This is a genomic window from Labrenzia sp. C1B70, assembly GCF_000475395.1.
Taxonomy (GTDB): domain Bacteria; phylum Pseudomonadota; class Alphaproteobacteria; order Rhizobiales; family Stappiaceae; genus Roseibium; species Roseibium algicola.
The window spans coordinates 833,602-850,009 of the sequence record NZ_AXCE01000012.1 but is presented as its reverse complement, the minus strand read 5'-3'; the positions used below and the strand labels follow the sequence as shown (position 1 = coordinate 850,009).

At 55.5% G+C, this 16,408-nt stretch carries 13 protein-coding genes; 10 read left to right on the top strand and 3 right to left on the bottom strand.

From position 1 onward, the window contains the following. Positions 1 to 17: 17 nt before the first annotated feature. Positions 18 to 575 (bottom strand): relaxase/mobilization nuclease domain-containing protein, encoded by a 558-nt coding sequence (locus tag Q666_RS52185; RefSeq protein ID WP_023000347.1) that lies wholly within the window; start codon positions 573 to 575, stop codon positions 18 to 20. A gap of 104 nt (positions 576 to 679) precedes the next feature. Between Q666_RS52185 and Q666_RS0133450 the strand changes: the two genes are divergently transcribed. The 10 genes from Q666_RS0133450 (at position 680) to Q666_RS52145 (ending at position 14,038) form a co-directional block, all read left to right on the top strand. Next, a complete protein-coding gene (locus tag Q666_RS0133450) occupies positions 680 to 1,381 on the top strand; it encodes a Crp/Fnr family transcriptional regulator (RefSeq protein WP_023000348.1) in 702 nt (233 codons plus the stop codon). A 395-nt stretch (positions 1,382 to 1,776) separates the two neighbouring features. Beyond that, positions 1,777 to 3,558: an adenylate/guanylate cyclase domain-containing protein gene (locus Q666_RS52180; RefSeq protein ID WP_161633239.1), complete on the top strand. Its 1,782-nt coding sequence runs from the start codon at positions 1,777 to 1,779 to the stop codon at positions 3,556 to 3,558. Between the two features lie 32 nt (positions 3,559 to 3,590). Beyond that, complete coding sequence (locus tag Q666_RS64995) at positions 3,591 to 4,877, top strand: phosphatase PAP2 family protein (protein ID WP_023000351.1); 1,287 nt, start codon at positions 3,591 to 3,593, stop codon at positions 4,875 to 4,877. Positions 4,878 to 4,929: 52 nt separating this feature from the next. Next, complete coding sequence (locus Q666_RS52170; protein WP_023000352.1) at positions 4,930 to 7,164, top strand: S8 family serine peptidase; 2,235 nt, start codon at positions 4,930 to 4,932, stop codon at positions 7,162 to 7,164. A 141-nt stretch (positions 7,165 to 7,305) separates the two neighbouring features. Next, the gene (locus tag Q666_RS52165) at positions 7,306 to 7,644 is read left to right on the top strand and encodes a hypothetical protein (protein ID WP_023000353.1); all 339 of its coding nucleotides are present in this window, start codon (positions 7,306 to 7,308) and stop codon (positions 7,642 to 7,644) included. A 600-nt stretch (positions 7,645 to 8,244) separates the two neighbouring features. Beyond that, positions 8,245 to 9,180, top strand: a complete 936-nt coding sequence (locus Q666_RS52160) for a hypothetical protein (protein WP_023000354.1) — start codon at positions 8,245 to 8,247, stop codon at positions 9,178 to 9,180. Between the two features lie 187 nt (positions 9,181 to 9,367). Next, positions 9,368 to 10,705 carry a S8 family serine peptidase gene (locus Q666_RS52155; RefSeq protein WP_023000355.1) on the top strand — a complete coding sequence of 446 codons (1,338 nt, stop codon included), beginning with the start codon at positions 9,368 to 9,370 and terminating at the stop codon, positions 10,703 to 10,705. A gap of 183 nt (positions 10,706 to 10,888) precedes the next feature. After that, positions 10,889 to 11,131 (top strand): hypothetical protein, encoded by a 243-nt coding sequence (locus Q666_RS65960; protein WP_023000356.1) that lies wholly within the window; start codon positions 10,889 to 10,891, stop codon positions 11,129 to 11,131. A gap of 260 nt (positions 11,132 to 11,391) precedes the next feature. Next, positions 11,392 to 12,849 carry a DUF4403 family protein gene (locus Q666_RS52150; RefSeq protein ID WP_023000357.1) on the top strand — a complete coding sequence of 486 codons (1,458 nt, stop codon included), beginning with the start codon at positions 11,392 to 11,394 and terminating at the stop codon, positions 12,847 to 12,849. Positions 12,850 to 12,853: 4 nt separating this feature from the next. Next, a complete protein-coding gene (locus Q666_RS52145) occupies positions 12,854 to 14,038 on the top strand; it encodes a hypothetical protein (RefSeq protein ID WP_023000358.1) in 1,185 nt (394 codons plus the stop codon). Positions 14,039 to 14,372: 334 nt separating this feature from the next. On the opposite strand, the gene Q666_RS65565 is transcribed toward Q666_RS52145, so the two are convergent. Together Q666_RS65565 and mobC are read right to left on the bottom strand one after the other, a co-directional pair. Then, on the bottom strand, positions 14,373 to 15,974 hold the full coding sequence (locus Q666_RS65565; RefSeq protein WP_081713287.1) for a relaxase/mobilization nuclease domain-containing protein: 1,602 nt from the start codon (positions 15,972 to 15,974) through the stop codon (positions 14,373 to 14,375). Further along, positions 15,964 to 16,296 (bottom strand): plasmid mobilization relaxosome protein MobC, encoded by a 333-nt coding sequence (mobC, locus tag Q666_RS52130; protein ID WP_023000362.1) that lies wholly within the window; start codon positions 16,294 to 16,296, stop codon positions 15,964 to 15,966. Before mobC ends, Q666_RS65565 begins: the two co-directional genes overlap by 11 nt. Between the last annotated feature and the right edge of the window lie 112 nt (positions 16,297 to 16,408).

Below are 16,408 nucleotides of genomic sequence, written 5' to 3'. Positions count from 1 at the left end.
TGGGCCGCAGACGGCGCTTACCTCTGAGCGGTCTTCACTCTGGTCCAATCTGCATGGAAAATGTCTCCCTTGAGCCGCCAGCGTGTTTCGCTGTCCGGGTCCTTGACTGTGAGATAGGTTTTGCCCTGGCGGGGCAGTTCGAAGCCGGCGCCTTCGAGTGCTGCGACCATGTCCGGCCGGGATGAGATTCGACCGGCGACGATAAGGTCTTCCAGCCAGTTCTGGATGTCCTCTCGGCCGTGGGCCCGAAGCTTCTTTTCCGGAAGCTGCTTGGTGTCCTGCGCCCTGGCTGGATCTTTCGGGTCTGCCCAGCCATGTTCCTTGTTGAGCATGTCGCGCAAGGCATCCATGGCCTTCTGGTAGCCGGGTGGGGCGATGTTGAGGCTCTTGCCGGACGTGAGCTCCATGCGCGGTGTGCAGAAATGCAATTCCACCCGGCCTTCATGGCTGTGCCGGACCCAGAGCATGTCAACCTGGTCGCGGTCCAGACCGGCAAAGGCCAGTTCGTCGGAGGCGTCCATGACTGCCTGCTGCTGCTCTTCCGTCGGATGGTCGTCCTGGTGGAATCTGATCACTGGTTTTCATCAGCGGGACGCCAGTGTCATCAAGATCGTTATGGTTGTCGGCCGTGAGATGCTATCCTAAGACGTGCTTCCGGCAGATGAATGGGTTTGCGCCAATGTCTGAATCAGAAAAGCGTTCGATCAAACAATCTATTCCGTTGTTCGAAAACATCTCTGTATTTGACGACAATCAATTTGATAGAATTTGCCAAATCTTTCATGTGAACTCAGGTGAAACAATTCTCAAGAAAAACGATGTTTCATCTGACGTTTTTCTTATACTGAGCGGTACTGTTTCGGTGTGTGATTATTCAATCGATGGAAAAGAAGTCACATATTTTGAGATCAGCAAAGGTGGGATCTTCGGAGAGTTTGCAGCAATTGATGGTGGTCCACGCTCCGCATCTATTGAAGCCAAAACAGAAGCTTTGATTGCTCGCATGGGCGCGCACGATTTTCGCGCGCTGATTGCTTCGAATGGAACGTTCGGCCTGCGCGTTGCCGAACATTTGGTGGCGAAAACCAGGGCGCTTAGTCAGCGTATCTTCGAGTTTAGCGCGTTGTCAGTTCGTCAACGCCTGTATGCGGAAATCCTTCGTTTATGTGACGCCAAATCCCATTACGATGGAATATGTGAGCTTTCGCCAGCCCCCTCGCACTACGAACTTGCCACCCGGATTGCCACGCATCGCGAGGCTGTCACCAAGGAACTGAACCGGTTGGTCGCTATTGGCATTGCCAGGCTTGAACGCAGAAGCATCACTATCAAGGATGTTCCGAAGTTACGGCGAATGGTGGTCGAAAATGACGACAGCTAAATGTCTTCTTCGACTGCACTGACGTCCGCTCCAATCAGATAATCGCCAATCTGTGTGACTTACTGAATACAAACTGATTGTCTGTGGCAATTGCCACAGTGCTGTTTCGCGCACTTAGCGAAACTAAGCATGCGATGAAAACCTTATGCAAAACCGTTGTTGAATTTGATGCTCAACCTTCATTGTATTCTGAAGGAAGAAGCGGAAAAAGCGGTCGTGCCAAACAAGTTCTTCGTCGTGGTTTTGCAGCCGCCTTTTGCCCCCCGCAAAGACGTGTTCACTCGAAACGAGTTAGACCTACAATTTCTGGCTTTAATAAGCTAATCTCAAGTTGTCATAAAAGCTTTTGCGCGCGGGGGGCTGATGTTGTCGCAAGAAGACAGCCGGAACCGGCTGTGACCGCAATAAATGAAGTAAATAACTCCTACCAAATGATCGGCGCCCGATCCGTCCTGATCATTGATCTGGTGGAGTCTGTTCGCCTTATTGAGGAAAATGAGCGGGAAACGGTTGGGCGGTGGATCGAGTTCGTCGATCAAATCGAATTGGATGTTCTACCGAATTGCTCCGGCCGTCTCAAAAAACGGCTTGGCGATGGTCTGTTGATCGATTTCGATCGACCACGCGACGCGTGTGCCGCGGCCCTGGCAATCAAGGCAGCCTGCAGGGAAGGTAACCGAGACAAACGACCTTCCCAACACTTTCTCTTGCGCATGGGGATTGATGCCGCGGATGTCTTCGAGGACGACCACGACCTTTACGGCCAAGCCGTGAATCGCGCCGCTCGGCTGATGGCGCTCGCAACTCCCGGAGACATTCTTATATCCGCCGAAGCCCGCAATCAGGCAATTGATGAGCTCGATGCCGGTTTTGAGGATCTCGGTGAGTGCTACCTCAAACACATAAGAGAGCCCGTTCGCACCTATCGTGTGCTTCCGCTGGGTGAAGTTCGAACTGCCGCCGTCCCTGGGACGCACGTTTCACTGAACCCGACGCTTGCCATTGTGCCCTTCGTGCCGCGTTTGCCTTCTCCTGAGTGTCTTGTCATTGGCGAGATCCTGTCGGATGAACTCATCCAGGTTTTTTCGGCCTCCCAGACGATCAACGTGATTTCCCATCTGTCGACATCTGCCTTTACGGGGCGGATCATCGACCTCGGGGTCGTCAGAAAGAAGTTTTCCGCCGAGTTCGTGCTGTCCGGCCGATTTGTCTGTAATGGACAGCAGATCGAGCTTTTCGCGGAACTCTCGGATACCGCAACCGGTCTGGTCATCTGGTCAGACGAAGTGCGTGATCGCCTGCCCAGCCTTTACAGCGCCGACAGGGCAATGATTTCAAAAATTGTCGCAAGCGTCAGCAATGCCATTAACCTCGCGGAACTCAAGCGTGCCCGCAGCCTGCCGCTGCCCAACCTCCAGACCCATTCTCTTCTTATGGCGGCGATCACACTGATGCACCGGATGTCGCGGCGGGATTTTCACCTTTCCTTTGAGATGCTTGAAGAAGTCGTTCATCGGGCGGGAAGGCAGTCGGTGCCGCATTCGTGGATGGCTAAATGGCATGTCCTGAAAATGCAGCAGGGCTGGAGTGAGAATGCGGATCAGGATGCCTATAATGCCCGCGTGGCGGCCGAACGCGCCCTTGACGCGGATCCGGACAGTTCTCTTGCACTGACCATTGACGGCCTGGTTCAAACGCACATTCTGAAAGACCACGACACAGCAACCGAGCGCTATCAGTCGGCGGTCAGAGCCAACCCCAACAACTCCCTGGCCTGGCTTCTCAAAGGCACTGATCATGCGTTCACCGGCGACGGCGTGACAGCTGTCGCCGACACACAAAAAGCCATCCAGCTCTCGCCGCTCGATCCGCACCGCTACTATTACGACACGCTCGCGGCGACGGCTTTTCTCGCAAATCGCCAGTTCGAACAGGCTCTTGAATTCGCGGACCGCTCTTTGCGTGCAAACCGAATGCATACCTCTTCGCTGCGCGCCAAGGCGGTTGCCTGCTGGCAACTGGGTATGCGTGACGAGGCGCGAAGGGTCGGCAAAATGCTGATGGACATGGAACCTAACCTGTCGATCAAAGCATGGCGCGCGAGATCACCGAGCGCCGGTTATCCGATTTCCGACGAATGGGCACGGGTTTTGAAAAAGGTCGGCGTCCCTGACTAGGGCGCGGGCTTCAAATTAGGGGAGCCTTTCAAATGGCAATCAGATCAGGAATTTCCGGCATTTCCGGAATCTCGGGCATTTCCGGTATCTCTGGTATCTCTGGTATCTCTGGTATCTCAGGTATCTCTGGTATCTCGGGTATCTCTGGTATCTCGGGTATCTCTGGTACCCCTGGTGCATTCTACGGGCCGACAGAGACCGCCGCTCTTCTGACAAATCGTGACGGCATTGTCGGCTATCGCGAAAACCCAATTGAAAATCCGCAGTATCCGCTCTGTCAGGACGATCCGAGAAACCTTGAGTACCTCGGCTCGACGGAAAGGGCAGCCATCTTCGATTTCGAACTGGCTTCGAGACTTTCCTTTCAGCCCGCTGTTTCCGGCGACGGCAGACCGGTAGGCATGACCGTCAACCACGTTTATCTGGAAAAGGATTCATCGGGCAAACCCTCCGCGATCGCCTGGAATGAACTTGTCACGATGAGCCGTCCGTACCAGGAGACTTTTCTGGATCAGCTTCCCTTTCTGCATACCTATGCGGAATTGCGACCGGACCGGGCGCAGGAGATCATTGCACAGCTTGGTGTTCCGAATGCGTTTTTCAGCTCGATCGCGCAATTCGATTTCGCCACCAAACCGAAGACCGTGGAACTCATCTACGCAGCCTTGAGGCTCGCCTACATGGTCGAAATGCGCTTCAAGCACGCGCTCGCCTGCCGGCGCGCGCATGAATACTCGCCGCAAATTCAGCCGATGATCCCAGCACCGCTGCACGGCTCCCTGCCGAGCGGCCACGCAACCGAGGCATTTCTGTTCGCACTGGTGCTGACCCATCTGATTGACGGGACAAAAAGTCAAAAAGGAAAAAAACCAAACGAGGTGCAATGGACCACACAGCTCGCGCGGCAAGCGGCCCGCATCGCCATCAACCGGACGGTCGCCGGAGTGCATTATCCCATTGACAGCGTTGCAGGATGCCTACTCGGGTTGACACTTGGCGAATACTTCATCGGCTTGTGCAAGCACGGTTCGGCGTACGATCACTATCGTCGCATGAAATTCGTGGGCGAGTGTTTCCCAAAGGCGTCCACGGGTGAAGCGGATTTTCTCTGGAACCGGTATCTGGAGGTTACAACCGGCAAGCTGAAGGAAGACCTCGATCTCGAATACACGGTAGTATCCGGGCACACCAAGCAAAATCCTACAAGATATGGCGAAAAGATACCCGTCTTGAGCTGGCTGTGGGACGAGGCCCGCAAGGAATGGGACCGCGACGAAGGTACATGCGAGGAGCCCTTGCCGAATTCCTGCACCGTCTAGCGAAGCCGCGAGCCGCTTTCCCTTTTCCACAGCATTCGCGTGAGGCAAATTCATGCTTCTGAACTGGACCAAATATCCATTCGATCAAAGGATCGACGCCTATGTCGACTGGACCGACCTCAACGGTGAAAAATTTCCACCCGGATATGAGAAGTATCTCGTTCCTGTCGTGTTCGTCGTCACGAACGATTCCGCAGACACTTTCAGGCAACAATTTCTGCATCGAGGAACTGGTACAGAAGGGTCCTCCTCTTGGCAGAAAATCATCTTCCCCTTTCTCTCGCCGATCTTTCTTGGGAGCGACCTTTTCGGCGACTTCCAAGTTTTCACCGGCCATGTTCCGCTTGATACCTGGCAGGACCTCGTAAAGTTGCTCAGGGCCGATCCGGAAATAGACGGAGACCAGCAAATCATCGTGGGACGCCCGATACCCGCCGACGCATATTGCGTCGCGAGCGCCGAAATGAGAGCGCTTGAGGTCGCGAAGGCCGGTACCGAGCTGAAACCTCAATGTTCGGAAGAACTCCCTGTCGTCGTCGGTGTCATAGACGAGGGGCTGGCCTTTGGGAACGAGCGGTTCAGGAACTCGCTGACCGACTCGCGGGTTGAATTTGCTTGGCTGCAAGACGGCAAATGCACACCTCCCGGTGTGCCTGGTTTTGGGTATGGCCGAGAGCTGACCAAGTGGGACCGCACCGATCTTCCGGGTATCGACACCCTGCTCCACCGCTGTCTCCAGGGCGGTCTCGTTGACGAGGACCTTTTCTATACGCTAACAGGCGTCGCCGATTTCGGCCGCGAGGGACACAAGGCGGCCGCCTGGCGGGTGTCTCACGGCGCGCATGTGATGGATCTTGCCGCCGGATACGACATGGCGGAGGCCAAAGCAAAGCGCCACATCATCAGCGTGCAATTGCCGACATCCATCGTGGCGGACACGTCTGGTCTCGGTCTCGAGAAGTTCATGATTGATGGCGTGGTATACATTTTCGACCGGGCTCAAAAGATATCCAAGCGCTACTACGACGGGACCAGTCTTCCGGTTGTGATCAACTTCAGTTCAGGGGTGCGCGCAGGGCCTCACGATGGCACTTCCTATGTGGAGCACGCCCTGGATAGCCTGATCTCGGGCAGGCGGAAGAAAAACATCGCAAACGGCGGCGCCAAGCCGGCGACACAGGTTGTAATTCCGGCCGGCAACAGTTTTCAGGCCCGCAGCCATGTCCTTTTTTCTCTCAACAAGGACCGGGCTTTGGCCGGAAACGAAAGCCATGCTGTCGATTGGCACGTTCCCCCCGACGACAGAACATTCTCCTACGTTGAGCTGTGGTTACCGCGAGACCTGACCGCTGACGAAGCCCGAAGAGTAACCCTGTCGATTTCAGCACCCGGCGTTGAGGAATTCAGCCCTTCCCTGGCGGCCGATACAACCGACCCGGAAGGCGGGTCGATCGCTCTCATGGATGAGGAAAATTGCAACAGCCTGATCTGCAAGGCCTATTTTCAACTTGTTCCCGTCGCATCACCCGGCACCGGCGGGAAATCGGACGCTTCGATCAAACGCGGCCGTTTTCTGATCGCACTTGCCCCAACCGCATTTCATGAAGCCGAGGCAACGCTCGCACCGGCAGGGTCATGGAGGATCAAGGTCGGCAGTTCCGGCACCAAGGAGATTGAGATCCACGGCTGGATCCACTGGGACGATTCACCGATCAACTATGTAAGGTTCGGCAGACAGTCGTATTTCGAGGATCCTGCCTACCGGCGGTTCGCTTCTGACGGCGAACTGGAGGAAGATGACAATGACGAAACGTCGGTCAGGCGCACCGGAACCATCAACGCGATTGCAACCGGAACGGAACCGAAAGTGGTCGGGGGCTATCGTACCGCCGACGCCCGGGCGACAAGCTACACTTCCTCCGATTTCAAGGGGAGAGACCGCAAACCGGATTACCTCGCCGTTTCCGAAACGTCCTTTGCGCATCTGGGAATTCTGGCTGCCGGTACCCGCAGTGGCTCAGCCGTTGCGCTGAACGGTACCAGCGTTGCGGCGCCGCAGGTCACGCGATTGATTGCTGACCTTATGGCGAGCGGAAAGACAGATGCGCAAATCCAGAAACGCCTGGATGACAAGGCCAAGGCCGACGACGACCAGCTTAACCGCCGCAGCCGGCGCCGTGATCCCAACCGTCTTCCGGGTTTGAAGAAGGAGCGTCACGGCAAGGGACGGTTCAAACTTGGCCAACCCAGACCGTCGAACGGCCTTAGAGGTGAATTCGGCTCATGAACCGGTCAACGCCAACCGGCTTGGCAGACAGTCGTTCATCTCGTGCGTGAAGCGCTGTTTGGCTGACTGCTCCCAGGGCCAGCGCTTTTCCCTAGTCACCTGCGGATCTCATTGGTCGATCGCAACACGGAGTAACTGTTTATGAGTGCCCACAGGACGAAGGAAATCACCGTTCTGGCCCTTGACGAAAAGGAACACCCGCAAGGCGGCCGCGGCGCGAGGCTTATCACCTTTCACGTGAAGACGACGGGCGGACCGGAAAATGACGTCGAGGTGATCTCGAAAATCATGCCGCTCAGTCCTTCTGTCGTTCTGATCCAGCCAGGTCTCATTGACAGACAGCCGATTTCGGTTCCGGACAAGCTGGTTACGATGATGGGCAATATCTGGAACGGTGGTTTTCAGTTCAAATACCGGCGTGTGGATTGCACCGAGGAACCCGAGGTCACGTATCGGTTTGATTTTCTCGTGATCGACTAGTCCTCTTCCAGGGTGTTCTGTTCCACGTGAACGATCCAAGACAACTCGGCTTCGAGGTCCGAAACTCGGCGGCCCATGGGGTGCGGGAATACATCACGACCCGGAGATGGGCATATTTGAGCCGTCTAGTGCCCGAAACTCCCAAATGGCTCAAGCTTGAAGTCCAGTCGCCGTTTGCCCGGTTGAAATGAGGAAACAGCCATCCGGTTCTGCCAGACAGCGGTTCGGAACTTATTGCCGAACGCAGTTGCCCCAACTCGCAGTGGCGCAAGGGAGCGCCAGGCAGCAAACGCAAAGGTATGGTCGCACGACGCTGTTCATCTGTTTGAGCGGAAAGAGCCATAATCGTGATGGGTTTGTCGTTGCCTGGAGCTGGCATTGTGTCATGTTTAACACCTGCTGTTGGAAAGAACAGGCGCAATTAACGGCAATTGAAGACGGCATTTCAAAAAAGAAGTTTTCCGAATGTGGCAATTACCACTTACGTCAAGCAGCAGACCTGCGCTTTATGGCAGAGTTAAGGGCGTTCTGTAACATAAAGAAACTGACGCCTCTCACGAGTAGCAGCTTTCGCTATTCAATTTGACCGGAGCGTTGGGGATGTTTTCTGTTACCTCGAATTTTACTTTTGCACCCAGTAAAGCGTTCTACATTTTGTCGGCGTCACTCCTTCTCACTGGCTGCACGGCATTGTCAGTGAAATCCGAGTTTGTTGATATCAAGGAACAACAGGCCCCTTATGTGGCCTATCATCTGCCTAAGTCGATCGTGTCACTCAACGTTACCCGTGATGCCGACAAAAAGGTGACAATCGGCAAATTGTCAGAGAAACGGGTTGCTGACCCCCGTGCCCAGTTTCGATTGAACCTTCTGGAATTACCGACTGCCAACGACCAGTTTGTTTTAACAGTTGGCGCGAACGGACTGCTCAATTCCGCAAAGATCACAAATGAGGACAAAACTGCCGAAATTATCAGCTCGGCTACCTCGCTCGTTACCCAAGTGAAGGACCTCATTGGTGTCCAAAGTTTAGACGTCGAGAAAAAATCAGTCGATCCATTCAGTGTTGACTTGGTTTTTGATCCAGATGATCCGAGGCAAGTTGCATATGCTGCCCGCCAGTTAAACTTTGCAAGCGGGGGCACATTTCATCTTATGCTCAAGACAATCGAGGGTGACTTCCTCTTTCAGGTAAATCGACCCAAGCCCAGTAGGCAGTCGGTGTCCGTACATGAAAGCGTTGCCGTTGCCAAGAAGTGCCAAGGCAGCTTCTGCTTTCGAACCACGCGCCCAATTATCGTTGAAATACAAGCCAATGGCGCCACACTCGTATCTCGGCAAACTGTTGAGGTGGTCAACACCCGACAAGTCAGTTCGTTTGACGTTCGACGCGCGGCCTGTGTGAAAAAGGTGTCCGATCTAACGTTCGAGAACGGCGTTCTTACAAAAGCGGACATCACCAAGCCGAGCGAAATTCTCGGTTGCATTTCAATACCGGCAACTATTCTGAAAGCACTTGTAGGATTTGCGAGCTGACGGGTGGGCTGGCTACCGCGATCCAGGCGTAACCAAAGGGCGTCTGACTGGTTTGTTCGACGTGATTTCCGAAAATATTTTCTCCAATCAATGGCTTGCAGAACGAAGGAGGTTTGAGCGCTTATCCAGGCGAGAGCGAATTTGATTTTAGCGATGAATTTCCTCTAGACCCGACAGGAGAAGTCTCATGTCAAATACAATGAATCCCAACCAACTGGCACCAATGCCGACGGGCAATTACCTCGTTACGATGCGTCCCAAGATGAGGACATCCGCAGCAGTAAAAAGCCTGTCGAGCGTATCAAGCGAAATGAAGGTTCAGTCTTTCTCCGATTCAAAAAGCGAGTCGAGCAAGGTGGCGGCGATGCTTGGCGACCAGGGGTGCGTATATTTCGACCATTTGAAAGTCGCTGTCATCCAAAGCAAAGACAGTGAATTCGTTTCGTCGATGTCAAGTGCCTTGGCCGGTAATGACGACGTGGTCTCGGTGAGACCTGAATTCTACATGTTTACATCAAGCAATGTCGAGCAGCGTTATCAACAATGGGTTCAAGAAGGTATTCGCATCTTGGCGGAAGGAGCGCCGTTTATGCGCGTGCCGGTAAGTGACTTGGCGGCACGCGTTGCCCAAAACGTTACCTCCGATGATGCCACATGGGGTATCAACGCAACAGGTGTCTCAACCTCATCTTACACTGGTAAGGGCATCAAGATTGCGGTTCTCGATACCGGATTCGATCTGGGGCATCCCGATTTTGCCGGACGGACCATAATTGCTGAGTCATTCGTGCCGGGCGAAAGCGCTCAAGACGGGCATGGACATGGAACGCATTGTATCGGGACGGCTGCTGGTCCGCTCGCAACTGCAGCGCATCCGCGATACGGTTGTGCAGTTGATGCCGAGATTTTCGCTGCCAAGGTGCTTTCCAACTCAGGTAGCGGCCAGGAAAGTTGGGTTTTGGCGGGCATGAACTGGGCGATCGATAGCGGGTGCGATGTGATTTCGATGTCGCTAGGACGACCGGTTCAGCCGGGTGAACAACCGGATCCGCTTTACGAACAGGTGGGTCAGCTGGCACTTGAAAACGGATCCATTATCATCGCGGCGGCAGGCAACGAGAGCGCACGACAGTTCAATCATATCGCGCCGGTCGGCTCGCCAGCCAATTCCAAGACCATAATGGCTGTCGGTTCGGTGGACGACCAGATGAGGGTGTCCAGGTTTTCCTGCGGCGGAATTAACGGCAGCGGTGGCGAGGTTAATCTTTGCGCACCGGGCGAAGATATCCTGTCGTCCTTTCCTTTACCGGAAACATATCGCCGCCTTGCCGGTACAAGTATGGCAACGCCACACGTATCCGGAATTGCCGCTATGTTTGCGCAATCAGATGCAAAGCTGAGAGGTGTGGAACTCTGGGAAACGCTTCGCCGCAACGCGCTGGATATCGGACTGCCTATTCGCGATGGCGGCGCTGGATTTGTCCAGGCACCAAGCGTCTCGTCGCCGAAAACGCTGGCATCCTGAGCGCCCTTTATCGAAGCCGCTTTTGGAAGGTTTCACTTACATGGAACGCCTCCGTGCTTTCGCGCCCGGAGGTGTTCGTTGATCTATTTCGATCCAATGGGGCACTTGTTCAGATAGCCATGGATTGGAACAAAGGCATATCCGCGAGCTGGTTTGGAGCTAAACCAGAGCTAGAGAGACGCTATGAACCATCTTAATGTGCTGATCCAAGTAGACACAAATGGCAAGCGCACGATTGAAGACATCGTTAGGGATCTTGAAAATCAAGGCTTGGAAATAGATCGGGTCCTAAAACGGGTTGGTGTGATATCAGCTACCGTTTCAAGCAGCAAAATTTCTGACATTGAGGCAATGGACGGTGTTCTAAGTTGTCGAGAAGACCGTTCGGTTCAGTTGCCGCCAAAAGGTCCGGAGTTTCCGCAGTAGTTCCATCTATGAAGCACTTCGGGCCAGTCAGTTGCAGTCGGCTGATTTCGTTTTTTAACACGTTTTCGTCTGATTTAATTTGCGCGACAGGTGACACAAAAGATTGAGAAAATCGGCGCAGGCTTTTCTTCAGCCTCTAAGTTGCTTTTTTAGACAAGGAAAACTCTCTATGTGGCAATTACCACTGACTTAACGCAAGTATCTGGCGATGCTTTATCCTCAAGGCTGGAGGGTTTTCTCTAAATATCTTGGAGATTGTCATGAAACACGCATTGCTTCATTCGCTCCCATTTTTCTTCTTCACCGGCTTTGCCACAATGGCATCTTCCGAAAGCGTTCCCGAAAGCCGTATTTCGGTGCCGGTTACGATCGGCCTGCAGAATCTTGCACGCTATGCAAATGAGCGCCTTCCTGGAACCCTGCACCAGAACGAATACGGCCGGACCTGCGTCGAGCCGGAGCGGGTGTGCACCAAGGTGCCGGAGTTCCGCGGCTTCAAGGTCACCTTTAGTAATCGTTGCGTTGACGTCTCGCCGCGGATCGAGTGCACAGTCACCGAAACAGTTCGGCGCGAAGGTCCGATACGCATTTCAGGAGCCGGTGAGCAGATCGTTCTGCGTCAGGATATCTTCGGCTCCGGGACCGTCAGGGGGCGAGGGGATCTCGGCAGGAACATTCGCCAGACGGTTCGGGCAAAGGCGGAACTGACAATTTCGGCCAGCCCGCGCATTGCGCCTGACTGGACGCCGGAAATGCCGGTCGACATTTCCTACCGGTGGCTGGATCGCCCGGAGTTCAAGCTGTTCAATCTGTTTCCGATCACACTCGGCAGCAAGCTTGGTCCGCCGCTTGACCGGGCGATCAATGATTTCAGGACCGCGAGACTGAAAGCGGAACTGGACCGCGTGGATCTGAAATCAGAAGCGGAACGGCTCTGGCTGGCCGTCCAGGAGCCGTATCGACTGGATTTGCCGGGTGAAGAAGCACTGTATCTGCATCTGCGGCCGCACAGCGTCGGGTTGACCGGCCCGAGCTTCGACGCCGACGCGCTCCGCGCACGCCTCGACATAGCGTTGCTGGCACAAATTTCCGGCAATGCGACCGGGCCGCAGCCCACACCTCTTCCCAACCTGACGCCCATGGAGGATGAGGGCGTGGCCTTAAAGGTTCCGGTACGCATCGACACGAGGATGCTGAATGCGATGGCCGGAAATCAGCTTCCCGTAACGTTTCGCATCGGCGATGAGCGTAGCGTAAAGGTCACCATCCACAGCGTTGATATTGCCGTCAAAGGCGACTGGCTGTCGCTTGATCTGATCGTCGATGTGACCGGTGGGCCGTTCTCGCTGACGCGCGAGGCAATCCGCGTCACAACGCGGCCGGTCCTTAAGAGTGGCAGTCAGGACCTTCAGTTCTCCGGCATCACGCTCGAGTCCACCGAAGGTGGACTGACCGGGCTGGCAAAATCAGTGTTGCTCGGTGCAGTCGAATTGCTTCTGGAGGACAAATATACGGTCGCGTTGAACGACGAGATCTCGATCCTGGAAAAGGCGTTGAACGCTGCCGTGAACCGTCAGTTGACCCCCGAGTTCTCGCTCGCCGGCAGTGGTCGTGTGCACATCGAGGATCTCCGTCTTTTGCCCGAGGCATCTGCCCTTCAGCTGACATTCTCTTCGACAGGCGACCTTCGTGTAGTCGGTTTCGATCCGGTGAGGTGACTTCATGGCAAGCGGGACGGATACGCCGGATGGGAGCGGTGGCGGGTCGGCGGTGGCCTCTAGCCCGGTTAATTCCAGTTTTTCCCGGGAAAGCGGCACGATCGGCAATGGCGCCGCCGGCCCGGCCCCTGCGGACGGGGAGGCCGGAAGGGAGGCAGACGCAGAGGGGCACGCCTGGTCAATCCTGCTCGCCGCCATACTGTTCTTGTTAGGCGAGAAGTCCCTGATTCTCGCCCAGTTCGGCTTGCGCATCTATGACAGAGAACCTTCAAAGGATGCCGCTGCCTTTGAAATTGCGCTCGCGGGTTTGGCTGTCGGCACCGCCGCGGTCGTTTTTCTGACTGTAATGTATCGCGACGTTGCCAAGAAAGACGCTGTAGCCATCGTCACCGGTCTAGTGATAGCGACCCTGGCTGCGCTCATCAATATTGGTGAAGCCGTCTGGATCAAACCGCTCACGGCGAACCCGCAAATAGTGTATCAGGCCCTGTTTTTCTTCGCACTTTGGCTGCTTTTGCTGCCGCTGCCCTATTTTACCAGCGTGATCGTCAATGGCACGCCGGCCGGCCGGCCGCTCAAACTGCTTGCGACAATTACATTGACGCTCGTTTTCGCAGCGATCGTCGGTGCAGTTTTCCGCTTTTTTTCCGGTCTGTTGTTGTTTGAAGCCTTTCCCAATCCCGCCGCGGAGCACAGGGAGTCGGCGTTCGATCGTCTGCAATTCGAGCCGGACATGCTTATCATGCTGGGAAGCACTTGGATCGCCGCAACTTTTCTGCCCCGCTGCGGTCTTCCGTGGCGGCTCGTTTATGCCTCCCTTGCACCTGTCTGCGGCTACGGCTACGGAGCTCTTCTGACAAACAGTGGTTTTAGCGGAATTCTTGCCTATGCGGCTCTTTCTGCCGCGGCTCTCTTACCCAGCCTTTTGCTTTGGCCCTCGACCGGCTGGCCAACGCGAAAACGGCTGTACCTAATCGTCGCTTTGACGGGTGCAGCGTGCGCGGTGTCGATGTATTTCTGTTTTGCACACCCTCAGCACCTAAGCGGCGCTGAGCAGATAACTCTGTCTCTCCTCCAAGGAATTGCCGGCGTTCTGTTTGTGGTCTGCGCGGTCGCGGCGTTCAAGTTCACCGGGAAATACCTCAAATGGCAACCGTTCCCCAAAAGAATGGCTCGCGGATCTCGATAAAAGTTTGATGGTATACCCAAAGCAGGCAGCACACTCTTGAACTAGAAACCAGAGAAATATTAGAACCTGATGGATGCTTCATGAACGGCGTAGTCGGAATGCAAGTCGCACCTCTTTCTGAGGCTATTTAAGCCGATAAACACCTGAAATCAGGTTTGTTCGGACACTGTTCAAAGTGTGTTGTATCGATGGCAGCTGGCAAATACGCATCCTGCATTTTGCCCCAGTGAATGTCTGTTTTGCGGTTTTGAGCGTCACAATCTGCCAGTCAGCAGTCGGCGCCAGTCTGGTCACTGAAATTGGATTGCAACGACCAGCAATTTATTGCCCAATGCTAGCGGTCCAATTCGTTGCGGCGACCTGTCTTCATCGTCTTTTGCCATGTACGCTGCACAACTCTTCCACCGATCTGCCTGAGGATTCCGGCGCACTGAGCAAGTCGAGCAACGCCTCGTTGAAGGCCTGTTGCGAGCTGATGGACCTGTCGAGCAACGTCTCGAGTTCGGTCAGCCGCTCGTCCAGCAAGCCGGTCGAGCGCTTTTCCAAGTGCTCCAGCTGAGCGGTCGAATGCTCGAAGGCGTTGGTCAAGCGTTCGACCAAGCTCAGCAGCCCGCGCTCCAGCGGCGTCAGGGTTTGTTGGGATGGCTGGTTCGGTGAGGGGAGATTGGTGTCTGTCATGGGGCTCTACTCGGTTAGTTGGCAGGAGAATTTTCCGGTTGCGTCCCGGCAACGTTGATAGGTGCCGGTTTTGGTGTCGAAGATCAGGATGGGAAATTCTGTGTATGTCGTTTGGTTGAAGGCTGAGGTGATCAGGGCCCATCTCAGCTGATCGTTCAGGAACATGATCCCGCCGAGCGTCAGGACGGCCGAGATCAAGACCGCTGCTGACAGCTTTAGAAATCGGTTCTTCGCGGCCAATTTCTCTTTTTCCGCCATGCCTATTTTCAGCTGATGGATCTGTTCCTCGCTCGACCTCAAGTGCCTTTCTAAGGTCGCGTTCAGTTTCTCCTGGGATGAGCGGATATCTTTGCTGATTGTAGCGCCTGCGCTTTTCAACATGCGCTCTATATTCGTCTCGGAGGTCTGAAAGGCTTCGAGCAGCGAGGCGTTTTGATCCTGGTGCATCTGCTCGATGTTCTCGCTCAGCCGCTCTCTCAGCGGTCTTCTCTCTGGTCCAATCTGCATGAAAAATGTCTCCCTTGAGCCGCCAGCGGGTGTCGCTGTCGGGGTCTTTGACTGTGAGATAGGTTTTGCCCTGGCGGGGCAGTTCGAAGCCGGCGCCTTCAAGCGCGGCAATCATGTCCGGCCGGGATGAGATGCGGCCGGCGACAATCAGGTCTTCCAGCCAATTCTGGATGTCCTCGCGGCCCTGGGCCCGAAGCTTCTTTTCCGGAAGCTGCTTGGTGTCCTGTGACCTGGCCGGATCTTGCGGGTCTGCCCAGCCATGCTCCTTGTTGAGCATGTCTCGCAGGCTATCCATCGCCTTCTGGTAGCCAGGCGGGGCGATGTTGAGGCTCTTGCCGGACGTGAGCTCCATGCGCGGAGTACAGAAATGCAGTTCCACGCGGCCTTCATGGCTGTGCCGGACCCAGAGCATGTCGACCTGGTCGCGATCCAGACCGGCAAAGGCGAGCTCGTCGAAGGCGTCCATGACGGCCTGCTGCTGCTCTTCCGTCGGATGGTCGTCCTTGTCGAAGCTGATCACACCCGCCCGGTACGTCCAGGCGTGGGGGCATGCATCGATCAGCGCCCGGGTGTGGTCCGGATCGCCCGCCAGGACCTCCGGCAACGGATCGCGGCTTTTCATCAGCGGGACGCCAGCGTCGTCGCGGATGAGATCGCGATTGCCGTCGTAGGCGAGCACATGAGAGGCGATCAGATAATCGACCGGCGCCGATCCTCCGCCCTTGCCACTGCGGAACAGCTTAATCAGCATGATCGGCGTCCCGCTGGCGGTGACTGGCAAGGAGGACCGCCATCTGGCGCTCGATGCCGATCAGCTCGGCGAGCAGTTGCAAGCTATCGAGCTGGCGCATGTCGCCAGCCGCCTGGGCGGCATTCACAGCGCGGGCGATCTGGTTCAGGTTCGTGCCGATGCGGCTGAGCGCCGTCACGAGCTTCGGATCGGCCTGCGGCGTGGCACGGCGGCGAGGGGCTTTGATCTGCCCCAACGCCCCGCGCAGCAGCTCCGAGACGGAGATTTTGTCCGCGGCGGCGCGGCGCTTGAGATGTCTCTTTTCCTCCGTCGTGCATCGCATAACAACCGTCTCGTCGAGACGGGCCGTTTGCGATCCGGAGGGGTTCGAAGGGGAGGCCTGCCGCCCCTCGCAAGGTCCTGTGTCGTATGACACGGGTCGCCTTGCTCTTGTC